Here is a 25,300-nt window from a genome sequence, read left to right on the forward strand (position 1 = left end):
ACAGCTCAGCACGAGCCCAGCGCCGTCCCTTGGTCCGGGCCGTACCGGTGGCCGTGGCCCGGCGGAGCGTGCAGCGCGGCGAGCAGATCGGCGGTGGTCTGCGCGAAGCTGACCACCGGAAGCCATTGCGGAACCGGAGCGTCGACGCGGGCGCCGGTGAGGTCGGGCGCGCGCCACAGCTGGGAAAGCGACCAGTGGATCACCGGATCCGAGCTATTGGCCAGCACGGTCGCGCCGGCGCGGTGGACATTGTTGGCCGGTGGGCCAGCCCAAAGAACCGCGCAGGTTCGGTCGTCCTGCTCGGCGTCGTCGGCGAAGACGGCGTTGCCGCCCAGAGCGCCCAGGCTCTGCCCGTACAGGTACAGCTTCGGCTTGTGCGCCTGGCTTCGGATGTGGCGCTCGACGGCGGTGAACAGGGCGCGAGCGGCCGTCACCGCCGATTCCCGGCCGAACACGAACGTCGCCCAGCTCGGGAGATAGGAGTATTGCAACCCGACCAGCGCCACGTCACCGCCGAAGCGTCGATCGAACCCCGCCACGGCGTTCGCGTCGATCCAACCCGATCCGGTGGGCACCGTGACGACCAGGTGCGAGCGCGCGAAGCCGCCCGACCGTTCCAGTTCCCGGATCGCCAGCGCGACGCGGCTGTCCAGGTCGGGTGCGGAGGCCACCCCGACGTAGACCCGCACGGCGCGCACCGACGGGTCGCTCACGAATTTGCGCCCCTCGGCGCCCAGCGACGTCCAGCTCACCGCCGACTCCGCGCTACCCGATCCGGCGTGCGAAACCGGTCGCACCAGAGTGGGATCCAGCTCGGCGTTGGCCCGCGCGTACGCCGCCTCCCGCCATCCGACCACCGCGGGCACACCGACCAGGTACAGCAGCACCGCAGCGACGGCAGCCAGCGAGACGCCCCGCGACCAGCCCAGTTTCCGCCAGGCCCAGGCGACCGAGCGGGTGGCGGCGGCGAACAGCCCGATGATCAGCGCCGCGCCGAGCGCGCAGCGCACCCAGTAGTCGGCGCCGATCGGCGACGTGCCCATCGCGGCGCGCAGCCGGTTCTGCCAGTGTCCCGCGTTCGCCGCTGCTCCCACCACCAGCACCGATATCGCGATCAGCAGGGGCAGTCGCAGCCACGCATGGTGCCGATCGAAGTCGAAACCCCGTCGCCGCACGATGATTCGCAGCGTTCCGGCCACGCCGAGCGTCAGCGCCGCGAGGAGCCCGGTCAGCACGGCTTGCGCGCCCGGTGTGCGAGGGAGCAGACCCGGGGCCAACGACGCCAGTGTGCCGAGCCCGATGCCGAGTGTCGTGCCGATCCGCGGCGGTCGCACCTGAAATCGGAGACGGCGGTTCGGCAACGACGCGGTCATCGCCGCACCGTTGCCGCGACGGACGCAGGTGGCGGGCAATCCGCGAGTGCGGAGCCACGCCGCCGGTGGCCGACGACGAGAGCCGCGCTCATAGCGGCGATTCCGGCGGCGAGCACGCCGAGCAGCGTCCAGCTCGACGCCGAGCCGGACTCGGCGGCGTCGAACAGGGGCTCGACTACCGGTGCGCCGTAATCCTGCCGGCGCGAGTTCAGATCGACGGCGGTGTTCGCGATCGATGCCATCGCATCGCAGCGGGCGCGGGAGAACGGGTCCACGCGGGTGGCGCAGGCCTGGTGCATCTGCCGGTCCAGCGACGCGTCGAGGGCCTGCCGCGCCCATGGGCCGAGCGGTTCGCCGCGCTGGTCGGCGTAGCGCAACAGGTCGTAGCCGAGGTCATGGGCCTTGCACGCGGTGTCGAACTCGGCGGGCAGCGTCACCGGGGACGAGCAGTCGCCGTCCGGATCGACCAGGAAACCGTCCACCGTGCTGGGCCGGTAACCGAACGACGCGACGAAGTCCGCCGGGATCGCGGTGAGCGCGTCGGGGCCACCGGCGGCCAGCTCGGCGACGGCGGCACTCGCCTGCGGGCTCTCGATCGGCGCGGCCGCCGCGGCGGCCTGCGGGGCGGGGGAGAGGAAGACCGTCGCCGCCACGGTGGTCAGCGCGGTCGCGGTGAGCGCGGCGTAGCGTCGCGTGTGCGCGGTGACGGAAGAGGCTGCGGCGGAATGATTTCGGGCTCCTACGGCCGAAGCGAACCGGGTCTCGCGCCCGGCGCTGGTCGGTGTGCTCATGGCGACGACGTTAGGGGCCGGCTTTCCGGTCCCACCTCACGCCCGGGAAGGTTTTGCGCGCCCTGCCGCCGGGTGAGCCGCCGCGCCGCCTCACACCGGGGTATCGGGGCGGAAATCACCCGTGGGTATGAGGCCGCGGTGAACTGGGAGTTCCTAGTGTCGTAGGCATGAACCGAGAAAGTCGCGGCTGGACGCGACGGCTGGACGCGCGGACCTGGTTCGACCTGGGCACGGTGCTGGTCGCGCTGATCTGGTACGCGGTGGCCTGGCCGACCCTGCACCTGACCCACGCGGTGCCCGCCGCGGCGCAGCCGTTCATCGCGGCGCTCGCGGCGTTCCCGGTGCTGCTCGTCCGGGTCAACCCGGCGCTGGGCTGGGCCATCTCGGCGGGCTCCGCGCTGGTGATCGCGCTGGCGATCCCGCATCAGCCGAACAACGACCTGCCGTTCCAGGTCGTGCACCTGCTTTGTGTGCTGGTGCTGCTGTTCGCGGTGGCATTGCGCGCCCCGGGACAGATCGTGGCGGTGTCCTGGGCGGCGACCGCCCTGCTGTTCGCGACCACCATGCCCGGCGAAGGCGAAGCGTTCGCGAACGCCGCGTGGGGCTGGCCGATCGCGCTGGCCGCGCTGGTGCTGTTCGGACTGCTCGTCCGCTGGCTGGCGCTGTCGCGGCGACAGCTGGTGCGCCAGGAGGAGGAGAACGAACTCGAGCGGGCCCGCCGTGCGATTCTGGAGGAGAAGGCGCGCATCGCCCGCGATCTGCACGACGTCGTGGCCCACCACATGTCCTTGGTGGTGGTGCAGGCGCAGACCGCGCCGTACCGGGTCGAGGGCGTCACCCCGGCCGCGCGCGCCGAGTTCGAGTCGATCGGCGCCACGGCGCGCGAAGCGCTCAACGAGATCCGCGGCATGCTGGGTGTGCTGCGCAGCGACGGCCAGTTGCCCGAGCACGCGCCCCAGCCGAAGGCGGCCGACGTGATCGGCCTGTTCGAAGGCGCGCGCCGCGCTGGTGTCCGCATCGAGTGGACCGTCGAGGGTGCGCTGGACACGATCCCGGAGACCACCGGCCTCGCGTTGTTCCGCGTCGTGCAGGAATCACTGTCCAACGCCTCCCGGCACGCCCCGGGCGCGCCGGTCCAGGTGCGCATCGCCCGCGACGCGGAGCTGCTGCTCGACGTCGAGAACGAGCCGGGGGCCACGCCCGCCCGGACGGTCGGCAACGGCGGCCACGGCATCGCGGGTATGCAGGCGCGAGCGCTGGCCGTGGGCGGCGAGGTGACGGCGGCGCCGCGCGCGGACGGCGGATTCCGGGTCCACGCGCGCTTCCCACTCGCCGTGCCCGAAGCGGCTGCTGTCGGTGCCGGCGCGGTGCCCGGCGAACCAGGACGCTGAGCAGCGCCGGGCGAGGAAGCGCGGTGGGCTGCGGGTTCTTGCGGATGCCGATCGGAGGCAGCGGCGGAAGGCAGGTGCCGCCGTTGCACAAAGCACCCGAGGCTGCCGGGCACGACACGGAATCGGGAGTTGAGCGGTGTCGGACCGTCGCATCAGAGCAGACCGTGGCCGGCAGCGCCCGACCGGCGATCAGACGTGCTGGCCTCGGACACGGGCCGAGCGTGCCCGTCGATGCAAAGTCGGCACAGTCGGCCCCTCGCATGCTCGTGGGTCTGGTCGGCGCGACGCCCGGTCGTTCGGGGCAATTAGGGTGAGCTGGTGGCAATTACGGTGTTGATCGCCGACGACCAGGCGATGGTCCGTCAGGGGTTCGGGGCGCTGCTGGCCGCGCAGCCGGATATCAGCGTGGTGGGCGACGCGGCGGACGGCAAGGTCGCGGTGGCCGAGGCGAAGCGGCTGCGCCCGGACGTCGTGCTGATGGACGTGCGCATGCCGGAGATGAACGGGCTCGACGCGGCCCGCGCCATCCTGGCGGCCGGGTTCGACCCACCGGTACGCGTGCTGATGCTCACCACCTTCGACATCGACGACTACGTCTACGAGGCGCTGAGCCTCGGTGCCAGCGGGTTCCTGCTCAAGGACGCGCCCGCCGAGGAACTGGTCCGCGCGGTGCGGGTGGTCGCCGACGGTCAGGCGTTGCTCGCGCCCACGGTCACCCGCAGACTCATCGCCGATGTCACCCGCCGCCGCAGCGCTGCTCGCGCCAAGCCGTCGCCGCAGCTGTCCGCGCTGACTCCCCGGGAGCGGGAAGTGCTGGAACTGATCGCGAAAGGCATGTCGAACTCCGAGATCGCCGAAACCCTGTTCGTGGCCGAGCAAACCGTGAAAACGCATGTCTCCAAGGTGTTCTCGAAGCTGAATCTGCGCGACCGGGCGCAAGCCGTGGTGCTGGCCTACGAAACCGGCCTGGTCACCCCGGGCTGAGCCGGATTCACATCGGCGGGCAGGACCCGCCGCGCAGTTCGTCGAGATGACGGCCGAGCATCCGCGCCATCCGGCTCAGGATGGTGGTGGAGTCGTCGAAGCTGCCGGAATCGGCCGTCGCCGCCAGCGCGACGGCGACCATGCCGGACCGCACCGGCACCAGGCCGAACTGGCGGACGGTGTAGACGCCGGTGTCGTCGTCGGGACCCCAGCCGCCTTTGAAGGCCGTGCCCTCCAGGACGCCCAGACCCCATGCCTGCTCGGGCGTTATCTTTGTCATCAGCTCGGTGACCTGGAACGACTCGGGCAGGCACGGCAGCCGGGAGGCGAAGCGGGCTTGATTGGCCAGCGTCCATTCGGTGCCGCCGAAGGAGGTGTAGTCCAGCGTGGTGCGCGGGCCCGCCACCCCGGTCGTGGCGTCGCCCGCCTCGTCGATCACGTCCTGCACGGCCTTGGCCGCTTCCAGCCCGTCGCCGAGCGATTGCCACAGCGCCTCGGCGGCGTCGTTGTCCGACCACGTGATAGCGGCCTCCACGTCGTGGATGATGCCCTCCTGGGGGTCGTGCCGCAACGCCGCGATCGCGAGCGGCACCTTGATGGTCGACCACGCGATGCCGCTGGCCCAGTCGCCGAAGACGGTCATCCGGCCGCCGCCGACGGGCATGATCGCCATGCCGACCTGTCCGCCCAGCTGCGGCTGCAACTGGGTGAAATCGGCGGCCAGCGAGTCGGGCATGGACACCGCGAGCCGTGGCCGCCACGCCCCCGCGGTGTCGACGACCACTGCGGGGGGATCGGTGTCGACTCGATCACCTGGAAGCAGCGTGCACGAGGTCAGCGTGAGCAGCACCACCATCGCTCCCGCGCGTAGCGCAGAACGAGACGTCGAAGCAGATCTCGTCGACCTCACCACCGAGTCCTCCCCACCACCGGTGACGCGTCGCGCTGTAGAACGGCGGTGCAAAATATCTCATCGGGCCCGTCCGGTCGGTGACCGGACAGGAGACATCACCGCGGCGCGCGGCGGCGTCGACGGCACGAAGTCTCGAACATAGTTTTGCCGATCTTCCCGGAGAATTCGAAACCCCGTGGCCACGGCGTCACCCGGTAGGCTCCAGGATCGGTAGGAAAGCGGTCACCTGAAGGGGGCGTGTTGCTCGACAGCGGTGCGGTGTTCGCCGGGTTCACCATAGAGAAGCTCCTCGGTCAGGGCGGCATGGGATCGGTGTATCTCGCCCGTCATCCCAGACTTCCTCGGCAGACCGCGCTCAAACTGCTCAACCGGGAGTTGTTCACCGACGTGGAGGTCCGGGCCCGCTTCGAGCGGGAGGCGGACCTGGCGGCGCAGTTGGACCATCCGAACATCGTCGCGGTGTACGACCGCGGCACCGAGGACGAGCAGCTGTGGATCTCCATGCAGTACGTCGACGGCGTCGACGCGGCCACGGTGAACCCGCAGAGCCTGCCGCCGGAGCGTGCCGTGCAGATCGTCGAAGGCGTCGCGTCCGCCCTGGACTACGCGCACGGGATGGGGGTGCTGCACCGCGACGTCAAGCCGGCGAACATCATGCTGGCCCGCGCGGTGGGCGGCCACGGCGAGCGGGTCTTCCTCACCGATTTCGGTATCGCCCGGCTGCGTGAGGATTCCACCCACCTGACCCAGACCGGCATGTTCACCGCGACGCTGGCCTACGCCTCGCCCGAGCAGATGACCGGGGCCCACCTGGACCACCGCTCCGATCAGTACTCGCTGGCGTGCGCGCTGTATTGGTTGCTGACCGGCGCCGCCCCGTTCGACGCGCCCGCACCCGCCGACATCATCCGCGGCCACCTCCAGTTGCCGCCGCCCTCCGTCGCGGCCCGGCGCGCCGGTCTGTCGCCCGTGCTGGACGCGGTGATCGCCAAGGCCATGGCGAAGCGACCCGACGACCGATACGTCTCCTGCGTCGAGTTCGCCTCGGCCGCACGGCGAGCGCTCACCGAGCCCGCTCCGACGGTGGTGGCCGCGCAGTACCAACCGCAGCCCGCGCCCACCGTCCTCGCGCAACCGGCCTATCCCGGGCCGGAGGCGAGTCCGCCGACCTACGTCCCCACCGCCTCCGCCCCTGGCTATACCGCTCCACCGCAGTACAACCCGAATCCCATGAGCGGCCAGCAGTTCTCGGCGTCCAATGGCTATGCCGCGGCGGCTCCGCAGCCGAGTTACCCTGCGGCGCCGCCGCCTTCCGCTCCGGCACCGATCGCCTATCCGCCCCACCAGCCGAGTTATCCTTCGCAGGGCCGCTCCAATACCGGCCTGATCGTGACCATCGTCCTGGTGATCGTGGCGCTGCTGGTCGGCATCGGCATCGTCGTCGCGAAGGTCGGATTCTCGAATTCCGCCTCGCCGCTGGACCTCCCCACCAAGACGCCGTCGGGCCCGTCCGCCGCGGACAAGCTCGCCGAAGCGTTCCCCAAGCTGCTGCCGCAAGGCGTCGATACGAAATACGACATCGGGTCCGGACCCGGCTATCGCGGCAAGACCTGCTTCCTCGGCACCGCCAAGCCGGGCGGCAAGGTGTCCAGCGCCAACGGCGTACCCGACTTCCCGAACTGGGCGACGGCCTGGAACTGCTGGGGCACACCGATCGACGAGCCCGACTACGTCCTCATCGGCTTCAAGTCGTCCGCCGACGCCCAGGCCGCGGTGCGGGACCTGCCGTCGAATACCGCGACGACCGAACGCAACAACGGCGAGTCGTATTCGACCTACCGGTGGCAGGAGAAGGCGAGCGGACTGCCGGACGGCTATCTCGTCGTCGACTTCGCCCACGACCCGGCCCGGTCGAACTACCTGCTGTTCGCCACGGTGACCCTCACCGACAGCATGCCGAACTCCGGGTTCGGCATCACCTCGGCGAAATTCAAGACCTGGTTCGCCGACCTGCCGCTGTGAACCCGGAGTCTCAGTCGACGGCCAGCGCCTCCACGATGGGCAGCCGGGCCGCCCGCAACGCGGGTGGAATCGACCCGAGCAGCGCCAGCGCCAGCGCGATCACGGCGTAGACCAGCAGCATCGGGCTCGGCCGGTAGGCGACGTCGATGGTCAGGGCATGCCCGATGGCGACCGTGCCCAGGAACTGCACCGACGCGCCGAGCGCCAGACCCAGCACCGCGCCGACGATCCCGATACCCGCGGCCTCGGCCAGCACCGAGCGCATCAGGAACTTGCGCCCGGTGCCCATGGCACGCAGTACGCCGAGTTCCCTGCGGCGCTCCAGCACCGAGAGCATCAACGTGTTGAGCAACGCGACCGTGGCGACCAGCACCACGATCCAGAGAATGGCGTTGCTCATCGCCATGCCCTGCCGGATGCTCGACGAAGCGGCCACCACCGTGTCCGCGCCGGTGTCCACGTTCAACTCCGGCGGCACCACTTGCCGTATCGCCGCGAACACCGCCGCGCGGTCGGCGCCGGGCGCGATGTCGACCGCGATGACCGTCTCCCCGGGCCGCTCGTACCAGTTGCGCATCAGGTTCAGGTCCATCATCACCACGCCGGCGATGGCGGAGAAGTACGGAATCACCTGCAACACACGCACGGTGTGGGGGCCGGTCGGAGTCGGCAGGGTCAGTTCCGCGCCCGCGCCGACGCCGAGTGAGCGCGCCACGTCGCGCGAGATGGCCACGCCTTCCCCGGCCGACAGCCGGGCGACCGATTCGTCGGTGAGCATGCGCATCCGCGTTTCCCTGGCGTCGGGCGGAAACCCTTGCAGCATCACGCGACTGCCGCCCAGGGTGGCGAAGGCCATCTGCGCCGGGCTGAGATGCGCGACGCCGGGCACCGCCGCGAGCTTGCCCGCCAGATCCGCGGGCAGCAGCGGCCCGGTCGGGAACTGCGCCATCGAGGCGGGGCTGACGTAGACGTCGTTGCGGGCCAGATCGGTGAAAGTGACCGTGGCCGAGTCGATCATGTTGCTGGACGCGCCGCTCATGCCGACGGTGGCCCCGACACCGATCATCACCGTCATCACCGTCGCCCACACGCGCCGCGGTGCACGCTCCAGCGTGGTCGCGCCCAGTGCGCCGGGAGCGCGGAACCAGCGCGCGATCCCCGCCGCGGCCCGCACGATCGGGCCGGTCGCGGCGAAACAGATCAGGATCGCGGCGATGAACGACATCGAGATCGCGGTCAGCGAGTAGCGGCCGAGATCGCTGCTCGCGATCAGCACCGCCGCCCCGGCCAGCCCGCCACCCGCGATGACGGCGAGCCAGCGCAGCAGCGGGCTCGCGGCGTCGGTCCGGCCCGCTCCGACCGGAGCCAGCGCCTCGATGGGCTGGACCTTGTACACCTGGCGGGCGGCGAGGGAGGCCGCGAGCACGCTGGTGCACACGCAGGCCACGACGGCGAACGGAATCACGTACCAGGGCACCGAGTATTCGGTGCGCGCCTCCACGGACTGCACGATCGCGGTGGGCAGTGTGCCGATCGCGATGCTGCCCATGAACACACCCAGCGCCGCGCCGACCGCGCCGCCGAGCACGCCGAGCAGCGCCGCCTCGGCCAGCAGGTCGCGCACCATCGGGCCGCGCTTGCCGCCGATCGCGCGCAGCAGCGAGAGCATCGGCCTGCGCTGGGCGATCGCCATGCTCATCGCGTTGTAGATGAGAAACGCCGAGACGATCAGCGCGGCCGCCGACGCCATGGTGGTGGAGTAGCGGACGATCTGCACCGCGCCGCCCGCCTGCGCGGTGCGCAGACTCGGCTCGGCCACCACCGCGCGGCCGGCCACCGCGTCGGTGAGTGCCGCGCGCACTTGGCCGAGATCGGCGCCCTGAGCGGGAATGATCTGCACCGAGTCCAGCCGCCCGGCCCGGTCCGTGATCGTCTGCGCGAGCCCGAGCGGGGCGGCGATGAGGTGGCCGTCGTTGAGTTTCCGGGAGGTCTCCGCGTCGAGGACACCCGCGACGGTGACCGTCGTGCCGCCCAGCGCGAACCGCTCGCCCTCGGCGCGGCCGAGCCCGGTGCCCACCAGCACCCCATTGGGCACCGAGAGCAGCTTCCCCGTGAAAGCGCTCATCGGAGCGGTCAATTCGCTGCCCAGCGCGCCGATGTTCGAGTCGGCGCCGATCAGCAGCGCACGGTCGGCGCCGGTGCCGATCTGCGCCCGCAGCATCGGCACCGCCACCGCGACGCCGGGTGTGGTCGCGATCCGCCGCAGCAATTGCTGGTCGAATCCCGCGTCGGTGATCCCGCTGACCTCCAGCTGCGCCTTCCCGCCAAGGCCGCGTGTCAGTCTGTCCACCGAGCCGGTGACCGAGCCGGAGATGCTCAGCACCGCCACCAGCAGCGACGCCGACACGCCCATCACGATCAGCGACATGAAGGTGCGGCCGCGGTGGGCGAGCAGCTCGCCGATATTGAACAGCCGCAAGCGATCCCACGCCGCGCCGATCATGCTGTTTCCCTTCCCGCCCGCATGGCCACGCAGCGCCGCCGACCGTTCACGCGTTGACCGTCCGCTCGACCTTGTCGTTGGACCCGATCCGGCCGTCGCGCAGGGTGATCACACGGTCGCAGTAGGTCACCGCGCCCATGTCGTGGGTCACCATCACCACCGAACTGCCCGATGCGGCGATCTCCCCGAGCAACTCGAGAATGGCGGCGCCGGTCTTGGAGTCGAGATTGCCGGTGGGCTCGTCGGCCAGGATCAGCGGCGGGTCCATGATCAACGCCCGCGCCACCGCCACCCGCTGCATCTGCCCGCCGGACAATTCGGCTGGGCGGTGTTCGGCCCGCGCCGCCAGGCCCACCCGGTCGAGCAACTCCAGGGCGCGCGGCTTGGCCTTGCGCAAACCCGTGCCGTCCAGCAGTTTCGGTATCGCCACGTTCTCCCACGCCGAGAGCGTGGGCAGCAGGTTGAAGAATTGGAAGACGAATCCGACCTGGTGACGCCGGAATTCCGACTGCTGCTCCTCGTCCAGCAAGCCGATCTCCTCGCCCCGGAACCGGATCGAGCCCGCGTCGGGACTGTCCAGCGCGCCGAGCAGATGCAACAGGGTGCTCTTACCGGAACCGGACGGCCCGATGATCGAGGTGAATTCCCCTGTCTCGATGCGCAATGCGACGTCGTCGAGTGCGCGGACCGCCTGGCCGCCGACCCGATACTCCTTCGTCACGCCCGATAGTTCCAGCATTGCCGGTTCCGGCATCGTCGTCCCCCGCTCCGTATGGTCGATCAAAGTTCTTCGTTCCTCATCGCGCGTTACCGCGCCATGGCCTCCGACGCGAGTTTGCGGCGACGATACTGTGCGTCGAGCACCGCGCGCAGCACCGGCTGCTCGGCCGCCAGTTCGAGATAGGCCTCCATCGCCGTCGATCCCTGGTCGAGTTTCGCGGCGAAGTGGAGGTTCCACCGGTAGCGCAATGTGAGCAGGAGCCCGTCCTCGCCGCCGAACAGCCGATCCAGATCGGGGAGTCCCGCGAACAGGTCGGGATCGGCCGGGTCGAGCGCCGCGCGGGTGAGTACGGTGTGCACGATGTCGGTTCGAGCGTGCTGATCCGTCCAGGACATGGCCATCGCCTTCCTCTGTGAATACCGCCAACGCTACGGACGCGACCGTCTTGTTGTCGTCGTGCCAGGGACCCGAATGCGTCTCCGACCATGGTAGGAGCGGCGGCCCGCTCGCGGGACGATGTACCGGCCCGGATCCGGCGGCTAGCCTTACAGAATGGGTTCGACCGGCGTATCCGAAGCACCGCCAGGTACGCCTCGCGCGGGCCGCGTGCGGGCCTCGATGCGGCGGGTCGGGGAGCGGTGCGCCGAGTTCGCACGCGATCCGGTCGCGGCCTTCCGGCGCAGCGTCGAGGAGTTGCCCTACGACTACCCGCCCTCGGTGATCGTCAGCGTCGACATCGCGGTCTTCGCCGTGGCGGTCGCGGCGGCGATCCAGCGGCACAGCTATTTCCCGACCCTGCTTCCGATCGTGGCGGTGCTACTGACCTGCGCTTTCGGTCCCTTGCACGCGTTGCTCGGCGTGTTGCCGCGCCCGCTGCTGCTCGGCGTAGTGGCCATGACGGCCGAGGCGCTGTTCCTCGCTCAACCGGTCGAGGCCGATTTCGCGCCGTTCGTCCTGGTCGCCGCCGCGGGCGAGATCGCGGCGATCGCGCCGAAACGGGTGAGCATCCCGGTCACGATCGCGATGATGCTGCAACTGGTCGCCTTCGCCGTGATCGGCCACGTGACCGAGGGGTTGCCGACGTATCTGGTCGGCATCGCCTTCGGCTGGATGGCCGGGTTGATGCTGCAGTACCAGCGCCGCTTCCTCTACCAGGAACGCGGGTATCAGGACATTCGCGCCGCGCAGGCTGCCGACGAGGAGCGGCACCGGATCGCCCGGGAAGTGCACGACGTGATCGCGCACTCGCTGAGCGTCACGCTGTTGCATCTCACCGCCGCCCGGCACGCATTGCAGACCGACCGCGACGTGGACGAAGCCGTGGAAGCGCTGACCGACGCCGAACGGCTCGGCAGGCAGGCGATGGCCGACATCCGCCGCACGGTGGGCCTGCTCGACGCGCGCCCCTGGAAACAGGCGCCGGAACCCGGTGTGGAGGACATCGAGGATCTGGTCGGCGATTTCGTGCGGGCCGGTCTGGACGTTCGCTACGACCGCGAGGGCGATCTCGGCGCGGTGTCGCCCGCGGTCGGGCTCGCGCTGTACCGGATCGGCCAGGAGTCGCTGGCGAACGTGGTCAAACACGCGCACGGCGCGTCCGCCAGGATCCGGGTCGCGGTGGACACGACGATGGTCACCCTCACGGTGGACAACACGGTGCCCGCCGGGCTGCCCGCCCAGCGCGGCGCGGGCATGGGTCTGTCCGGTATGCGGCAGCGCGCCGAACTGCTCGGCGGCCACATGACGGCGGGCCCGTCCGGCCGCGGCTGGTCGGTGCGCGCCGGTATTCCGCTCGCGCCCGGTCGCGGCGGATTCTCGTGTTCGGTGCTGCCGGGAACCGCCACCACCGGACGGGAGGGTTCGTGAGCGAGCGTCGGCGAACCGGAGCATCGGGCGTTGCCGGGTCCGGGCAACGAGGTGGGGTTGTGCGCGTTCACCGGCGAGTGAACCGAGAACGGAGCGTGCCGTCGTGCAGGTCGGAGCCGAACGCCACCGGGGTGCGGTCGTGAGCGTGACGACACCCGCCAGTAGCGAGGACGCCGTAACCGTGCTGGTGGTCGACGACCAGGAACTCGTGCGCGGCGGTCTGCGGCGCATCCTGCGCAGGCGGGACGGATTCGTGGTCGCCGAATGCGCCGACGGCGACGAGGTGCCCGCCGCCGTCGCGGAGGTCGGCCCCGACGTGGTGCTGATGGACCTGCGGATGAAACGGGTCGGCGGCATCGACGCGACCAGGATGCTGCGGGCGCGCGACGGGGCTCCGCCGGTCCTGGTGCTCACCACTTTCGACGACGATCAGTTGCTGTCCGGAGCGCTGCGCGCGGGCGCGGCCGGATTCATCCTCAAGGACTCGCCCGCCGAGGACCTCATTCGCGCGGTACGGATGGTCGCGGGCGGCGGCGCCTGGCTCGACCCCGCGGTGACCGGCCGCGTGCTGTCGGCCTACCGCACCGTACGCCCGGTGCGCACCACCACGGACGCGCGCCTGTCCGAGCTGACCGCGCGCGAATACGAGGTGCTCGAACTGATCGGGCGCGGCCGGGTGAACGCGGAAATCGCTCGTGAACTCGGCATCTCGGAAGTGACCGTGAAAAGTCATGTGGGGCATATCTTCGGCAAGCTCGAGCTGCGGGATCGGGCCGCGGCGATCGTGTTCGCGTTTGACCACGGGGTGGTGACACCCGGAGAATCCAATCTATGACGGGCAGGCTCCGGTCGCGTACCGCGTGATCTCGGTGTGCGTTCCAGGCCCGGGATGCGGAGGATGACGGGTGCAGGAACCTGGGCCGAGAACCGGGACGCGGTTCGGGCCGTACGAACTGCGGTCGTTGCTGGGCAAGGGGGGAATGGGGGAGGTATACGAGGCGTACGACACGGTCAAGGACCGGGTGGTCGCGGTCAAGCTGCTCTCCGAAGAACTCGCCAAAGACCCGACGTACCAACTGCGTTTCCGGCGCGAATCGCAGGCCGCGGCACGGCTGGCCGAACCGCACGTCATCCCGATCCACGACTGGGGCGTCATCGACGGGGTGCTGTTCATCGACATGCGGCTGGTCCGGGGCGTCGACCTGCGCACCCTGTTGCGCGGCAAGGGTCCGCTGAGCCCCGCTCGCGCCGTCGGCATCATCGAGCAGATCGCCTCGGCGCTCGACGCCGCACACGCGAATAATCTGGTGCATCGCGACGTGAAACCGGCGAACATTTTGGTCACGGACGCGGATTTCGCGTATCTCGCCGATTTCGGTATCGCGCACACCGAAGGCGACAGCGCGGTGACGCTGGTCGGCATGGCCGTCGGCTCCTACATCTATATGGCTCCGGAGCGCTTCGACGTCGGCCCGGTGACCGGCCGCGCCGACGTCTACTCGCTGGCCTGCGTGCTGCACGAGTGCCTGACCGGGGCGACGCCGTTCCCGGCGGCCAGCATGAACGTGCTGATCAAATCGCACATGTCCGAGCCGCCGCCGCGGCCGAGCGCGCAGGCCAGTGGCATTCCCCCCGCATTGGACGAGGTGGTGAACCGCGGTATGGCCAAGGACCCGGCCGACCGCTACCCGACCGCGACCGCGCTGGCCAGAGCCGCCCGCGCCGCGCTCACCTCGGCGCCTGTCACCGGGCCGACGCTGGTGGTGCGCGCGCCCGACCGGTCGCAGCAGGCCGGCGCGGCGATCGCGCCGGAACCGACCGGCGAGCTGCCCGTGATTCATCCGAGCGCGCCGACGGTGGTCCGGCCGACGGAGTTCCAGTTCACGCCGCTTCCGTCGGCTGATGCGCCGCAGCCGCCGCGAGCCCCGTTCCCGCCGGAGGTGGACTTGCCTCCGATGCGTCCCTTCCCGGACGCGCACCTGTATCCGGAAACCCGGGCGTATCTGGAGGCGGCGGGATATCCGCAGGCGCCGGAGCCTGCCGCGTCGCCATCGCAGGCGTTCGGGCAGGGTTCAGCCGCGCCGGGGGTTTTCGATTCCGCGTACGCGGGACAGGCGGACGACGCCGCGTACGCCGATCCGGATTCCACGCGGGTATACGCGGAACCGACTGTGGCGCAGGCATATTCCGATATGCCGCCGCAACCCTATTCGCAGGCCCCCGAAAATGCCTTCACCGAAAGGCATCCGGGGCTCGGGAACTACCCGCAGTATCCGGACCGAGAACAGCCACCCGCACCGCACGGCGCGCCCGACCACTTTCCCGCACCGGACTCCGCCCCGACCCAGTATCTGCCGGCAGAGCACCACGCACACGCGGCTCGCACCGACTATCCGCCGCCGGGCGATTACCCCGCGCGCACCGGCCGCCCCCTGGGCCGCGACGAACCGGAGTACGGCTATGACGAGTACGACGAGCAGCCTGATTACTCCGAGTCTCGTCCGAGTCGCTCCATAGCGCTGCCCATCATGGTGGCGGTTTTCGCCATCGTCGCGCTGACCGTCGGCGGCGCGATCGCCTGGCAATCGTTCGGCCGCGGCCAAGTCGAGACGCCCTCCGCCGCCGCGCAGTCCGAGGCGTCCGCGCCGGTGGCCGGGCCCACCACTCGCGCGCCGAGCCGCACATCGGCCCCGTCGGCCACGTCCACCTCGGCGAAGCCGACCCAGGTCACGCTGCCCGCGGGCGCGAAGCCGTGCGGCCAGGGGCAAGCCGCCGCCGGGACGTTCACCCAGTCGGCGACGGGTACCGCCGTGACCAGCTGCGCGTTCGCCGAGGAGGTGCGCAGAGCCTATGCCGCACTCGGCCAGACGCAGAACGCGACTCGTGACGCGCCGCGCTCGGTCGTGGCGACCAGCCCGGTCACCGGCCGCAGCTACACCATGAACTGCCTGCCCGAAGGCCAGGTCGTCACGTGCAGCGGCGGCGAGAACGCGGTGGTGTACGTCTACTGACGGTGCGGCGGTGGTCGGCTACGGCACGGCCGGGCTTCCGCCCGCGACCACCGGCAAGCCCGCCGCCTTCCAGGCTCGGAACCCTCCGACGAGGTCGGTCACCTGACGCAGTCCCAGACGCAGCCCGTCGGCGGCCGCGAGACTGGAGGCGTAGCCCTCGTTGCACACGATCACCACCGGGGTGTCGGCGGCGACGCCAGGCAGCCGGTGGTCGCCGTTCGGGTCGAGGCGCCACTCCAGGACGATCCGTTCGACCACGACCGCGCCGGGTATCTCACCCTCGGCGCTGCGGTTCGCGTGCGGCCGGATGTCCACGATCAGCCCGCCCTCGGCCTGCACCGCGGCGGCCTGCTCCGGCGTCACCCGTTCCAGCTGCGCTCTGGCCCTGGTCACCATGTCCTCGGCGCCTGTACTCATCGTGCATCCACTCCGCTCGCTGATGTCCCTGCGAAGTCAGCCAGCGTACGGTATTCGCGGACCGGCCGAAGCGGGGGAGAGTACGCGTGCACCGACGCGGCGGGCCACAGCTTGTCGTTGCGCAGCTGATGCGCTCGATCGGGACCGAATCCGACCGTGTCACCTGCCCGTCGTTCCGCCTTCCTGACCGTCCCGCCCAGATGCAGATATTCCTCGCTGAGTTCCCCCACGGTCATGGTGAACGAGCCGGACGCGCCGCCGTGGTCGTGCGGTTCGGTGCCCTGCCCAGGAGCCCAGGACAGCAGCCACAACTCCACGCCCATGGTCAGGGCCAGGCGGGTCCACCAGCGCTGCTCGGCGTCGAAGCGCACGATGTCCAGCAGCGGCGTGGCCAATTCCGCGGCCACCAAGCTGGTCAACCGGTGTAACTCGGCGGGCGACCACAGCGTCCGCTCCGGGTGGATGGCGTCTCGAACCAGCGGCACGTCGATGTCGGGATGGATATCGCGCGCGTGCTTGAGGTTCACCGGAACGGATGTGGTCACATGTGCTCCTGACGGGATCGATCGGATGAGCGGCTCGTGGCTGCCGCGTGGATTCTCCGCCATCGCGCCCGGATTTCCACGAATCACGATCAGGGCGAATAAAATTCATCGTTCGCCTTTCACCGCCGCACACCGGGCCTCGGCGTCCGGTGCCGCCGCCGATCGGCTACCCGAACCCGGGCATCGGCGGGGATTCCGGGAAGACGACGGGCAACGACACGAGGGCACGGTGGAACGGTCCCGGTCGCCAGGACAGCTCTTCCGGCTCGACCGCCAGTCGTAGCTCGGGCAAGGCATCGAGTAGTTGGTCGATGGCGTCCTGCGCGATCAGGTACGCCATCGATTTGGCGGGGCAGGAGTGCGGTCCGGCTCCCCAAGCCAGGTGCGCCCGGCTGTCGGTGTGCTGGCCGGTGTGGATCGCCGGATCGGTGTTGCACGCCGCCATGCTGATCACGACCGGCTGGTGCGCGGGCAACCACACGTCGTCGATGAGGATCGGCTGCTTCGGGTAACTGAAGCAGTAGTTGGCGCCGGGCGGGTCGTCGAACAGCACCTCGTCGAGTGCGTCGCGGGTGGACAGGCTGCCGCCGAATAGCCCGCCCGCGAATCGGCGGTCGGTGAGCATCAACAGCAAGGTGTTGGCGATCAGGTTCTGCTGTGGCTCGATCCCCGCCCCGTACAGGGTGACCAACTGGTGGATCATCTCCATGTCGTCGAGGCCGACGGAGTGCCGCAGCAGTCGCGAGGTGATGTCGTCCCCCGGACTCCGCCGCTTCATCTGCACGAGGTCGAACAGCGCGTCGGCGAGCATCGCGTTGCCCTTGTCCGCGTTGACGCCCTCGAAGATGGCGGCCATGCCGATCGCGACGTGCTGCCCGATCTCCGGCGGGCAGCCGAGCATCGAATTGAGCACCGCGAATGTGAGCGGGAACGCGTACTGGCTGATCAGATCCGCCGCACCGTCTTGGCAGAAGGCGTTGATCAGCGGGCCCGCGATCTGTTCGGTCGTCGTGTGCAATCCGTGCAGGTCGACCGCGTCGATAGCGGCGACATTCACCTGCCGGTAGCGCTGGTGCTCGAATCCGGTGTTGCGCAGCGCGTTCGGCCGCCACTCCATCATCGGCAGGATCGGGCAGCCAGCGGGAATGCCCTGCTGCCAGGTGCGTGGGTCCGAGGGAAAGTGCACCGGGTCGTTGAGGATTCGCAGGGCCGTGTAGTAACCGATCACCAACGTCGCGGGCACATCCGGCGCCAGTTCGATCGGCACGAGCGAGCCGTACCGGCGGCGCATCTCACGGTAGGCGTTATGTGGGTCCGCGGCGAATGCCTCCGTGTACAACGCGACCCGCGGCCCGTCGGTGTCTAGTGGCGAATTGTGCTGGACTGGACAGCTTTTCGTGCTTTCAGAAGCGGATTGCGGGGACTGTGGCGTGGACAAAGGGCATGACTCCAGAAGAGAAGGCTCGTCGCCGGCGCGTGCGGGCACGCGGGGTCGGCTATGCGCCGGTCAGGTGCATGTTTTCCGATGTAGCTACGGGATCGTAAGCAGTTCCGGCGCCGTGGTGGGGTGGTTTGAGCCACCCGATCGGTGAACGCGGGGCTGTCCGCCGCGGCCGCGTCGGTCTGGGGCTTGCTCGCGCCCCTCGGCAGGCGACTCGCCGAGCACGTCGCCGTTTCGTCCGTACGGCGTGGGGATTCGGTGGCCACAGAGGCCTCGGTCGCGTGCGTCCGCTTGTTCGGACGGGCGCGGATGCCCCGCCCGAGCGCTCTTCAGTGTGAGCGGAAGCGTCGTGGCGACTGACTCACCAAGCCCCGCCTCCGTTGCGCGATCGGGGGTTCGGCGTTCATGCGATGGTCGGCCTGATCATCCGAGGTCCGCCGCATACCGTTCGGCGACGCGAGCGACGGGATGGTGTCCTCTCTCGTCGGGCATGGCGTCGAGATGACGTTCCATGGCGTCGAGGCGGTTTCAGGGCTGTGGCCACGACCGCAGTGCGATGTCCGCGGTCCGGCGCAGGTGCGACGGTTTCGCGCCCGAGGCCGCTTGGACCGCGATCCCGTCGGAGACCGTCATGAGGTAGCGGGCGAGGTCGGCGGGTTTGCTGTCCTCGGGAAGGTCGCCCTCGGCGCGTGCTCGCTCCAAGCGCCGCCGCAGCGCGGCCTCGCCCGCGAGGCGGACCGCCACCGCGCTCTTGCGGCTGTGCTCGGCTTCCGGCCCGCAGGCTTGGGCGCTGCGCACCGATAGGCAGCCGGGGCTGTCGTGCCCGGTGGTCAGCTCGATCGCGCCGGCGAGGTACGCGGCCGCGACCGCGCGAGCGGTCGGGAGTTCGATAGCTTCGGTGAGGTAGCGCCCTGGTCCGTCGACATAGCGTTCGAGCGCTCGGTCGAACAGTTCGGCTTTGCTGCCGAAGGCGGCGTACAAGCTGGGACGGTTGATGCCCATCGCCGCGGTGAGATCCGACAACGCGGCGCCCTCGTAGCCGTACCGCCAGAACACCTCCAGCGCGCGGTCCAGCGCGCTGTCGATGTCGAAGCTCCGGGGCCTGCCTCCCGGCATGGGCACCTCCCACTGCTGTTTGCCTATCGGTACCTTAGGCCGCCGCGGTGCGCCCTCACAGGTCGCCGACCGGTCTGCGCACACCGGTTTCCGCGGCTTCGGCGATGGCGTCGACGAGGCGGCGCTGGCGCAGGCCCACGGTGAAGTCGGGCCGAGCGGTCCTGCCCTCGGCGATAGCGCTGGCGGTCTCGCGGTAGACGCCCGCGACGTGGGCGACCGGGCCCGCGGGCAGTGTGGACGGCACCAGGCGGTAGCGGTCCGGGATCGGGAGTTCGCTGACGGACCCCCGGTCGGTGCGTAGTTCGATGCGCCAGTCGGCCCAGTGCGGATACATCCCGGCCTGCACCGGGCTGATGGCGAGAGCCCCCTCCGTACCGCGAATGTGCAGCGCGAATCCGGACGGAGCATCCGCGTTTCCGCCGTGCACGGTCACCGCGGCGACCGCGCCGCTCTTCAGGCGACCGGCCAGGACCAACTGCTCCGGCTGCCGATTCGGGACGGTCCGGCCGGTGCCGACGACGGTCAATTCGTCGTGCAGTGTGGCGACGACGGCGGACACTTTGGCGAGTTCACCGGCCAGGCGTTCGAGCACCGCGAGCACGTGCCCGGCCATGATCGTCAGCAGACCGGTGCCCTGGGCGGGATCGGTGGTCCAAGCCAATTCCGGCCGAATCGAACCGCCGCCGAACGGATCTCCGGCGGCGATGACGGTGACCGCGGAAACGGCGCCGATCCGGCCCGCCGCGAGCAGATCGCGGACGAAGTTCACCGACGGCGAGTGGTAGCCCTGCAAGACCACCGCGTGCACTACATCCGCCGCTGTCGCCGCCGCGGTCAGCTCGGCGCTCTCGGCCGCGCTCGCGCCCATCGGCCACTCGCAGACGACGTGCTTGCCCGCCGCGAGCGCCGCGCGCACCACCGCCGCGTGCCCCGGTGACTTCACCGTCGCCACAACCAGATCCACCTCGGGATGCGCGGCCAGCTCGGCCGCGTCGGTGAACGCGTGCGTGGCGCCGGTAGCCTCGGCCGCGGCGGCGGCCGAGGCGGGGTTGGTCGTCGCCACCGCCGTGACGCGGAACTCGGGTAGTGCGGCCAGCGCGGGCAGGTGGGTCGCGGCGGCCCAGCTTCCGGTGGGATTCGCGCCGACGACGCCGACACCGAGCGGGGCGGTGCTACCGGTCATGAGGACTCCTAGTTCTGTACCGTTTGGTAGCAAACTAGACGCGCCGCGGTTGCGCGGCAACCGATAATTTACCGATAGGTAAAAAATTAGCCGATTCGAGAGTGTGCCCCCTTCGCTTCGGCTCCAGTGATGGTTGCTGAGAGATTGCGATTAAGTGTGCGAGAGATTTGCGCCGGATCGGGACGGCGGTGCTCCGGGGTGGTCCGCCGCGGGAGTGCCCGCGGGTTGGAAGTTCACGTCCGGGCAGTGGCGCCACTCCGGCGAATTGGCGGTGACCGTGCTTGCGGCGGGGGCGTCGGCCGGGCTCGATCCGATCGTGGCTGCCGAACTGCATGGCGGTGGTCGTTCCCGGCCTCGGGGGCTTGCGTCCACCGCCTCGATGTGCTGTCTGTAGAGCCGGGTGCATCTCGTCGTGAAGTCCGCCAAACGCGCTCGCGGGCAGCCTTGCCCTCGGGGGCGTACCGCCGGCACCCAAAAAATCCTGCGGTAATACTCGAATGCTATTGAACGCGACCGGGGTGCGCTGACCCGTTCGGCAGTGGCCGTGGCGGTCAGAGGTTTTCGGTGAACTGGGGCGTAATCAATTCATCTAGTACGTTCTCCGGGATAACGAGAAGCAGTTCTCGGGTGAGGCCGACGGCGAACGTCGGTTCCGAACCCGGCCGCTCGGCGACATCGGGCGGGTAGGTGGAGGTGTCCATGCTTGTTGACCGCGCCGTCGTCATCTGGCGGGGAGACAAGAGTCAGTCGACCCGAGGCCGCGCCCCTGTCGCCGCGGTCGCCGGTCGGCGAGCCGGGGGAGTTCGCGAGAAGAATGTGCCGAAAATGTCTACTGATCGATTCCGCAGAGTTCGAAACGTCCTGGGTTGTGCGGCGCTTGCCGCGGCTCTGGTAGCCGGGTGCGGTACCAACCGCGCCGAGGATTCGTCCAGCGAGCCGACCATCACCGAGGCCGCGGCCCGCACCGACCAGAAGGGCCTGTCCATCATCGTGCCGGGCACCTTGGCCGCGAGCTACGCCGAGCTCGCTGCGGGCGTGCGCGGGAAGATGGGCATGGCCATCGTGCCGGTCGGCGGCGAGCAGCCGATCACCTTCGGCGAATGGACCAGCGGTCCGGCCTGGTCGACGATGAAGGTGCCGCTGACCGTCGCCGCGCTGCGGCGCAGTCCGAGCAGCTCGAACTACGCCGCGTCGGCCGCGATCACGCAATCCGACAACGCCGCCGCCGACGTGCTGTGGCAGTCGCTGGGTACGCCGCAGGAGGCGGCGCAGGCCGTGCAGGCGGTGCTGCGCGAAGGCGGGGACAACAAGACCGTCGTGCCCGCCACCCGCGCCCGTGCCGAACACTCGGCCTTCGGTCAGGCGGAGTGGTCGCTGATCGACCAGGTGCGGTTCGCTTCACATTTGCCGTGTCTGCCCCAGACCGACCGCGTGACTTCGCTGATGGAACAGGTCATCGCCAGCCAGCGCTGGGGTCTCGGCGAGTTCGGCGGCGCCGAGTTCAAGGGCGGCTGGGGGCCGGACGTGTCGGGCAACTACCTGGTGCGGCAGTTCGGGATCATCAACGTCCCCTCGGGGCAGATCGCGATCGCGGTCGCGGTGCAGCCGGAGTCGGGATCGTTCAGCGACGGCATGAACGTTCTGGACAAACTGGCCACGGTCGTCTCCCAGCATCTCGACGAGCTGTCCGGGGGTCATTGCGCGGCCGCGTGAGGTCATCTGTCCAGGTCAGTGTTACGCGACGTTCACGGGGGCGGGGCTGCCGAGATCGGACATGAGGGGCAAGATAGCGGCCATGCGCATCGGAGTTCTGACCGGAGGCGGAGACTGCCCAGGACTGAACGCGGTCATCCGCGCCGTCGTTCGCACCGCGAACGGCCGTTACGGAGACGCGATCGTCGGCTTCGAGGACGGTTGGCGCGGCCTATTGGAGGACCGAAAGATCCAGATCCGCAACGACGACCGCACCGACCGGATCCTCACCAAGGGCGGCACCATCCTCGGCACCGCCCGCACCAACCCCGACGTGCTGCGCGAGGGCCTCGGCCGGATCAAGCAGACCCTGGACGACAACGGCATCGAAGCCCTGATCCCGATCGGCGGCGAGGGCACGCTCACCGCCGCGAGCTGGTTGTCCGACGAAGGTGTACCGGTGGTCGGCGTCCCGAAGACCATCGACAACGACATCGATTGCACCGACGTCACTTTCGGCCACGACACCGCCTTGAACATCGCCACCGAGGCGATCGACCGGCTGCACACCACCGCCGAATCGCACCAGCGCGTCATGCTCATCGAGGTGATGGGCCGCCACGCGGGCTGGATCGCGGTCGGCGCAGGCATGGCGGCGGGCGCCCATCTGACGCTCGTGCCGGAGGTCCCCTTCGAGGTGGACGAGGTGTGCGCCATGATCAAGCGGCGTTTCCAGCGCGGTGACAAGCACTTCATCTGCGTCGTCGCCGAGGGGTCGCACCCGGCGCCGGACTCCGGGTTCACCTTGCGCGAGGGCGGCATCGACGAGTTCGGCCACGAGCGGTTCACCGGCGTCGCCCAGCAGCTCGGCGTGGAGATCGAGCGGCGCATCGGCAAAGAGGTCCGCACCACCGTGCTCGGTCACGTGCAGCGCGGCGGCAGCCCCACGCCCTACGACCGGGTGCTGGCCACCCGCTTCGGCCTGCACGCGGCCGAGGCGGTGCACGCGGGCAAGTTCGGCCAGATGGTCGCGTTGCACGGCGCCACCATCGACCTGGTCCCGCTGTCGGAGGCCACCAAGCAGCTCAAGCGGGTGCCTTCGGAGCGCTACCGCGAGGCGGAGGCGTTCTTCGGGTAGGGCGCTCCTCCGGGTTCGACCCACAGGTGATAGCGTCGGATAGCATTCGACGCTATCATCGACCTGTGTCCCGAACTATCAGCCAAGCTGAACTGCGCAACGGAAGTGCCGCTGTGATGGATGCTCTGGAAGCGGGTGAGGATTTCATCATCACCCGCAACGGCCGCCCAGTGGGTGAGTTGCGGCCGTTGGCGCCAGCGCACGAGGTCACAACCGCTGAGCTGAAGCGGCGGCTCGCGCGCTTTGCTCGCGCGGGCAGCAGCGTCGAGGAGCGTGCCCAGGTGGACGCGATCTTCGGGGAAGACCGGCTCGATGAGCAGTGAGCGGCTGGACTCTGGCCTGCTGGATACATGCGTACTGATCGACCTCGATGAAATCCCGGAAGATCAGCTTCCGCTTGTGTCGAAGATCAGCACCGTGACCCTTGCGGAACTGGGGTTGGGGGTTGCCGCAGCGCCCGACGCTACCAGCAGGTTGTTACGTACCGAACGCCTTCAAGAGTTCGAAAGCGCCTTCGCAGCATTGCCTTTCACTGCAGAGGCTGCTCGCCGATTGACTTTGATGGCCGGTTTGCTGACGGTCGGAGGACGAAGCCCGAAACCACGCAAGTTCGATCTGATGATCGGCGCAATCGCTTCCATTCACGGATTGCCGCTGTTTACCCGTAACCCCACAGACTTCTATGGCCTCGAGCAAGTGCTGACTGTCGTTCCGGTTTGAGCCGTCTCACCGGCGCGTGTGGTGAGTTCGCACGAGCAGCCGCGCTGTTTCGGTAGTTGGTCGGCGCGGGTCGGTACCCTGAGTCGCATGCGCAGTGGGCGACTGATCGCGTTGGCTCTGTTCGTGATCGCGGCACTGGTGGCCGGGTGCTCGGAGTCGAATCCCCCCGAGCCGACCACGGGTGACTGGCACGGCGCCGTCGAGGTCCCCGGCCAGCCGGTGCAGGTCGGCGTGAGTTTCCACGACGACGGCACGGCCACCGTCGACATCCCGGCGCAGGGCATGAGCGGCGTGCAGCTCAAAGACGTCAGCACCGACCGCGACGGCGTGTCCTTCGCGGTCCCCGACGTCCCGGGCGATCCGGTGTTCCACGGCAAGTACGAGTCCGGAACCGACCGGATCACCGGAGATCTCACCCAGGCGGGGCAGAAGTTCCCGCTGGTGCTGAGCCGGGGCAAGGTCGTGCCGCCGGCCCATCCGCAGGAACCGAAGCCACCGTTCCCGTACAAGACGGAGGAGGTCACCTACAGCAACGGCGGCATCACCATCGCGGGCACGTTGACCGAACCGCAGGGCCCTGGCCCGTTCCCCGCCATCCTCATGATCACCGGAAGCGGCGCCCAGGACCGCAACGAGGAACTGATGGGGCACAAGCCGTTCCTCCTGCTGGCCGACACCTTCACCCGCGCGGGCTACGCCGTGCTGCGCACCGACGACCGAGGCGTCGGCGGCACCGGCGGCAAGCTGGACGACGCGAACTACACCGACCTGGCCGAGGACGCCGCCGCGGGCGTCCGCTTCCTGCGGGCCCGCTCCGAGATCGACCCGGCGCGAGTCGGGCTCTTCGGCCACAGCGAGGGCGGATACCTCGCGCCGCTGGTCGCCGCGCGCCCCGACAGCGGCGTCGCGTTCGCCGTCCTGATGGCCGGACCCGGCGTCCCGGGCTCGGAGGTGCTCGTCGAACAGACCCGCTTGCTCGCCACCGCGAACGGAACACCTCCCGACCAGGTGGAGACCCAGGTCCGCGACATGGCCGAACTGTCCGCCCTGCTGAAGGCGGGCGACCTCGACGGAGCGAGACAACTGGCCGTTCGGCAGAACCAGGCCCTGCCCGCCGACCAGCGCGTGCCCGACGACCAGGCCGCCGCGCAGATCACGCCGTATCTGGCCGCCCTGGTCGCCTACGATCCGGCGCCCGCCCTCTCCGCGCTACGCGTTCCGGTGCTCGCGTTCTTCGGCGGCAAGGATCTCCAGGTGCCCCCCGCGCAGAGCGAGCAGCCGATGCGCGCCCACCTCGCCGCCGACCCCGATGCGACCGTCCACGTCTTCCCGGGTCTCAACCACCTGATGCAGCACACCGAGACCGGCCTTCCCCGCGAGTACGGCGCCATCGAAACGACCATCGCTCCCGAGGTGCTCGACTACGTCACCGGCTGGCTGCGGCAGCGGGTCCCGGTGAAGTAACACCGCGCC

The 25,300-nt window shown here is 69.7% G+C and carries 23 protein-coding genes; 11 read left to right on the forward strand and 12 right to left on the reverse strand.

All coding sequences use genetic code 11. The features are described from left to right. Nucleotides 1-5: 5 nt before the first annotated feature. Together ACWEO7_RS13780 and ACWEO7_RS13785 are read right to left on the reverse strand one after the other, a co-directional pair. The gene (locus tag ACWEO7_RS13780; protein ID WP_452423442.1) at nt 6-1,373 is read right to left on the reverse strand and encodes an alpha/beta-hydrolase family protein; all 1,368 of its coding nucleotides are present in this window, start codon (nt 1,371-1,373) and stop codon (nt 6-8) included. Further along, nucleotides 1,370-2,164: a hypothetical protein gene (locus ACWEO7_RS13785; protein ID WP_452423444.1), complete on the reverse strand. Its 795-nt coding sequence runs from the start codon at nt 2,162-2,164 to the stop codon at nt 1,370-1,372. The genes ACWEO7_RS13780 and ACWEO7_RS13785 overlap by 4 nt, the downstream gene beginning before the upstream one ends. A 167-nt stretch (nt 2,165-2,331) precedes the next feature. Between ACWEO7_RS13785 and ACWEO7_RS13790 the strand changes: the two genes are divergently transcribed. Both ACWEO7_RS13790 and ACWEO7_RS13795 read left to right on the forward strand, forming a co-directional pair. Further along, on the forward strand, nt 2,332-3,555 hold the full coding sequence (locus ACWEO7_RS13790; RefSeq protein WP_452423446.1) for a sensor histidine kinase: 1,224 nt from the start codon (nt 2,332-2,334) through the stop codon (nt 3,553-3,555). A 318-nt stretch (nt 3,556-3,873) separates the two neighbouring features. Beyond that, complete coding sequence (locus ACWEO7_RS13795) at nt 3,874-4,539, forward strand: response regulator (RefSeq protein WP_039799687.1); 666 nt, start codon at nt 3,874-3,876, stop codon at nt 4,537-4,539. A gap of 7 nt (nt 4,540-4,546) precedes the next feature. Here ACWEO7_RS13795 and ACWEO7_RS13800 read toward each other — a convergent pair whose 3' ends face one another. Next, nucleotides 4,547-5,395, reverse strand: a complete 849-nt coding sequence (locus ACWEO7_RS13800; RefSeq protein ID WP_452423448.1) for a hypothetical protein — start codon at nt 5,393-5,395, stop codon at nt 4,547-4,549. 297 nt (nt 5,396-5,692) lie between these two features. Between ACWEO7_RS13800 and ACWEO7_RS13805 the strand changes: the two genes are divergently transcribed. Beyond that, entirely contained in the window at nt 5,693-7,474 is a 1,782-nt protein-coding gene (locus ACWEO7_RS13805; protein WP_452423450.1) for a protein kinase domain-containing protein, read from the forward strand. Between the two features lie 10 nt (nt 7,475-7,484). On the opposite strand, the gene ACWEO7_RS13810 is transcribed toward ACWEO7_RS13805, so the two are convergent. The 3 genes from ACWEO7_RS13810 to ACWEO7_RS13820 are packed head-to-tail and all read right to left on the reverse strand — an operon-like array spanning nt 7,485 to nt 11,093. Continuing rightward, on the reverse strand, nt 7,485-9,977 hold the full coding sequence (locus tag ACWEO7_RS13810; protein WP_452423452.1) for an FtsX-like permease family protein: 2,493 nt from the start codon (nt 9,975-9,977) through the stop codon (nt 7,485-7,487). Nucleotides 9,978-10,023: 46 nt separating this feature from the next. Then, on the reverse strand, nt 10,024-10,731 hold the full coding sequence (locus ACWEO7_RS13815; RefSeq protein WP_450025728.1) for an ABC transporter ATP-binding protein: 708 nt from the start codon (nt 10,729-10,731) through the stop codon (nt 10,024-10,026). Nucleotides 10,732-10,784: 53 nt separating this feature from the next. Continuing rightward, entirely contained in the window at nt 10,785-11,093 is a 309-nt protein-coding gene (locus tag ACWEO7_RS13820; RefSeq protein WP_355078811.1) for a hypothetical protein, read from the reverse strand. A gap of 157 nt (nt 11,094-11,250) precedes the next feature. On the opposite strand from ACWEO7_RS13820, the gene ACWEO7_RS13825 reads away from it, so the two are divergent. The 3 genes from ACWEO7_RS13825 (at nt 11,251) to ACWEO7_RS13835 (ending at nt 15,575) form a co-directional block, all read left to right on the forward strand. Continuing rightward, nucleotides 11,251-12,564: a sensor histidine kinase gene (locus ACWEO7_RS13825; RefSeq protein ID WP_452423454.1), complete on the forward strand. Its 1,314-nt coding sequence runs from the start codon at nt 11,251-11,253 to the stop codon at nt 12,562-12,564. Nucleotides 12,565-12,745: 181 nt separating this feature from the next. Then, nucleotides 12,746-13,399: a response regulator transcription factor gene (locus ACWEO7_RS13830; RefSeq protein WP_355078833.1), complete on the forward strand. Its 654-nt coding sequence runs from the start codon at nt 12,746-12,748 to the stop codon at nt 13,397-13,399. Nucleotides 13,400-13,469: 70 nt separating this feature from the next. After that, on the forward strand, nt 13,470-15,575 hold the full coding sequence (locus tag ACWEO7_RS13835) for a protein kinase domain-containing protein (protein WP_452423456.1): 2,106 nt from the start codon (nt 13,470-13,472) through the stop codon (nt 15,573-15,575). An 18-nt stretch (nt 15,576-15,593) separates the two neighbouring features. On the opposite strand, the gene ACWEO7_RS13840 is transcribed toward ACWEO7_RS13835, so the two are convergent. The 6 genes from ACWEO7_RS13840 to ACWEO7_RS13865 form a co-directional block, all read right to left on the reverse strand. Next, the gene (locus ACWEO7_RS13840; RefSeq protein WP_452423458.1) at nt 15,594-15,992 is read right to left on the reverse strand and encodes a rhodanese-like domain-containing protein; all 399 of its coding nucleotides are present in this window, start codon (nt 15,990-15,992) and stop codon (nt 15,594-15,596) included. Then, entirely contained in the window at nt 15,989-16,537 is a 549-nt protein-coding gene (locus ACWEO7_RS13845; RefSeq protein ID WP_450025737.1) for a cysteine dioxygenase, read from the reverse strand. The genes ACWEO7_RS13840 and ACWEO7_RS13845 overlap by 4 nt, the downstream gene beginning before the upstream one ends. A gap of 166 nt (nt 16,538-16,703) precedes the next feature. After that, nucleotides 16,704-17,804 (reverse strand): cytochrome P450, encoded by a 1,101-nt coding sequence (locus ACWEO7_RS13850; protein WP_452423460.1) that lies wholly within the window; start codon nt 17,802-17,804, stop codon nt 16,704-16,706. 702 nt (nt 17,805-18,506) lie between these two features. After that, nucleotides 18,507-19,094 (reverse strand): TetR/AcrR family transcriptional regulator, encoded by a 588-nt coding sequence (locus ACWEO7_RS13855; protein ID WP_452423462.1) that lies wholly within the window; start codon nt 19,092-19,094, stop codon nt 18,507-18,509. Between the two features lie 55 nt (nt 19,095-19,149). Beyond that, nucleotides 19,150-20,277 carry a Gfo/Idh/MocA family protein gene (locus ACWEO7_RS13860; protein ID WP_452423464.1) on the reverse strand — a complete coding sequence of 376 codons (1,128 nt, stop codon included), beginning with the start codon at nt 20,275-20,277 and terminating at the stop codon, nt 19,150-19,152. A gap of 551 nt (nt 20,278-20,828) precedes the next feature. Beyond that, complete coding sequence (locus tag ACWEO7_RS13865) at nt 20,829-20,978, reverse strand: hypothetical protein (protein WP_355078819.1); 150 nt, start codon at nt 20,976-20,978, stop codon at nt 20,829-20,831. Between the two features lie 124 nt (nt 20,979-21,102). On the opposite strand from ACWEO7_RS13865, the gene ACWEO7_RS13870 reads away from it, so the two are divergent. From ACWEO7_RS13870 to ACWEO7_RS13890, 5 genes are all read left to right on the forward strand, one after another. Next, nucleotides 21,103-21,990, forward strand: a complete 888-nt coding sequence (locus ACWEO7_RS13870) for a hypothetical protein (RefSeq protein ID WP_452423467.1) — start codon at nt 21,103-21,105, stop codon at nt 21,988-21,990. A gap of 82 nt (nt 21,991-22,072) precedes the next feature. Next, entirely contained in the window at nt 22,073-23,107 is a 1,035-nt protein-coding gene (locus ACWEO7_RS13875; protein ID WP_452423469.1) for an ATP-dependent 6-phosphofructokinase, read from the forward strand. A 65-nt stretch (nt 23,108-23,172) separates the two neighbouring features. Further along, nucleotides 23,173-23,430: a type II toxin-antitoxin system Phd/YefM family antitoxin gene (locus tag ACWEO7_RS13880; protein ID WP_452423471.1), complete on the forward strand. Its 258-nt coding sequence runs from the start codon at nt 23,173-23,175 to the stop codon at nt 23,428-23,430. Continuing rightward, on the forward strand, nt 23,420-23,827 hold the full coding sequence (locus tag ACWEO7_RS13885) for a PIN domain-containing protein (RefSeq protein WP_452423472.1): 408 nt from the start codon (nt 23,420-23,422) through the stop codon (nt 23,825-23,827). Before ACWEO7_RS13880 ends, ACWEO7_RS13885 begins: the two co-directional genes overlap by 11 nt. 87 nt (nt 23,828-23,914) lie before the next feature. Further along, entirely contained in the window at nt 23,915-25,291 is a 1,377-nt protein-coding gene (locus ACWEO7_RS13890; protein WP_452423474.1) for an alpha/beta hydrolase family protein, read from the forward strand. Nucleotides 25,292-25,300 lie beyond the last annotated feature (9 nt).

It is taken from the genome of Nocardia sp. NPDC004260, from assembly GCF_053603155.1.

Bases quoted from the DNA above. Each gene is read 5' to 3' on its own strand.
- ACWEO7_RS13780 (WP_452423442.1), bottom strand. From the start codon at position 1,373: ATGACCGCGTCGTTGCCGAACCGCCGTCTCCGATTTCAGGTGCGACCG.
- ACWEO7_RS13785 (WP_452423444.1), bottom strand. From the start codon at position 2,164: ATGAGCACACCGACCAGCGCCGGGCGCGAGACCCGGTTCGCTTCGGCC.
- ACWEO7_RS13790 (WP_452423446.1), top strand. From the start codon at position 2,332: ATGAACCGAGAAAGTCGCGGCTGGACGCGACGGCTGGACGCGCGGACC.
- ACWEO7_RS13800 (WP_452423448.1), bottom strand. From the start codon at position 5,395: ATGGTGGTGCTGCTCACGCTGACCTCGTGCACGCTGCTTCCAGGTGAT.
- ACWEO7_RS13810 (WP_452423452.1), bottom strand. From the start codon at position 9,977: ATGATCGGCGCGGCGTGGGATCGCTTGCGGCTGTTCAATATCGGCGAG.
- ACWEO7_RS13815 (WP_450025728.1), bottom strand. From the start codon at position 10,731: ATGCCGGAACCGGCAATGCTGGAACTATCGGGCGTGACGAAGGAGTAT.
- ACWEO7_RS13820 (WP_355078811.1), bottom strand. From the start codon at position 11,093: ATGTCCTGGACGGATCAGCACGCTCGAACCGACATCGTGCACACCGTA.
- ACWEO7_RS13825 (WP_452423454.1), top strand. From the start codon at position 11,251: ATGGGTTCGACCGGCGTATCCGAAGCACCGCCAGGTACGCCTCGCGCG.
- ACWEO7_RS13840 (WP_452423458.1), bottom strand. From the start codon at position 15,992: ATGAGTACAGGCGCCGAGGACATGGTGACCAGGGCCAGAGCGCAGCTG.
- ACWEO7_RS13855 (WP_452423462.1), bottom strand. From the start codon at position 19,094: ATGCCGGGAGGCAGGCCCCGGAGCTTCGACATCGACAGCGCGCTGGAC.
- ACWEO7_RS13860 (WP_452423464.1), bottom strand. From the start codon at position 20,277: ATGACCGGTAGCACCGCCCCGCTCGGTGTCGGCGTCGTCGGCGCGAAT.
- ACWEO7_RS13865 (WP_355078819.1), bottom strand. From the start codon at position 20,978: ATGGACACCTCCACCTACCCGCCCGATGTCGCCGAGCGGCCGGGTTCG.
- ACWEO7_RS13870 (WP_452423467.1), top strand. From the start codon at position 21,103: ATGTCTACTGATCGATTCCGCAGAGTTCGAAACGTCCTGGGTTGTGCG.
- ACWEO7_RS13875 (WP_452423469.1), top strand. From the start codon at position 22,073: ATGCGCATCGGAGTTCTGACCGGAGGCGGAGACTGCCCAGGACTGAAC.
- ACWEO7_RS13885 (WP_452423472.1), top strand. From the start codon at position 23,420: ATGAGCAGTGAGCGGCTGGACTCTGGCCTGCTGGATACATGCGTACTG.
- ACWEO7_RS13890 (WP_452423474.1), top strand. From the start codon at position 23,915: ATGCGCAGTGGGCGACTGATCGCGTTGGCTCTGTTCGTGATCGCGGCA.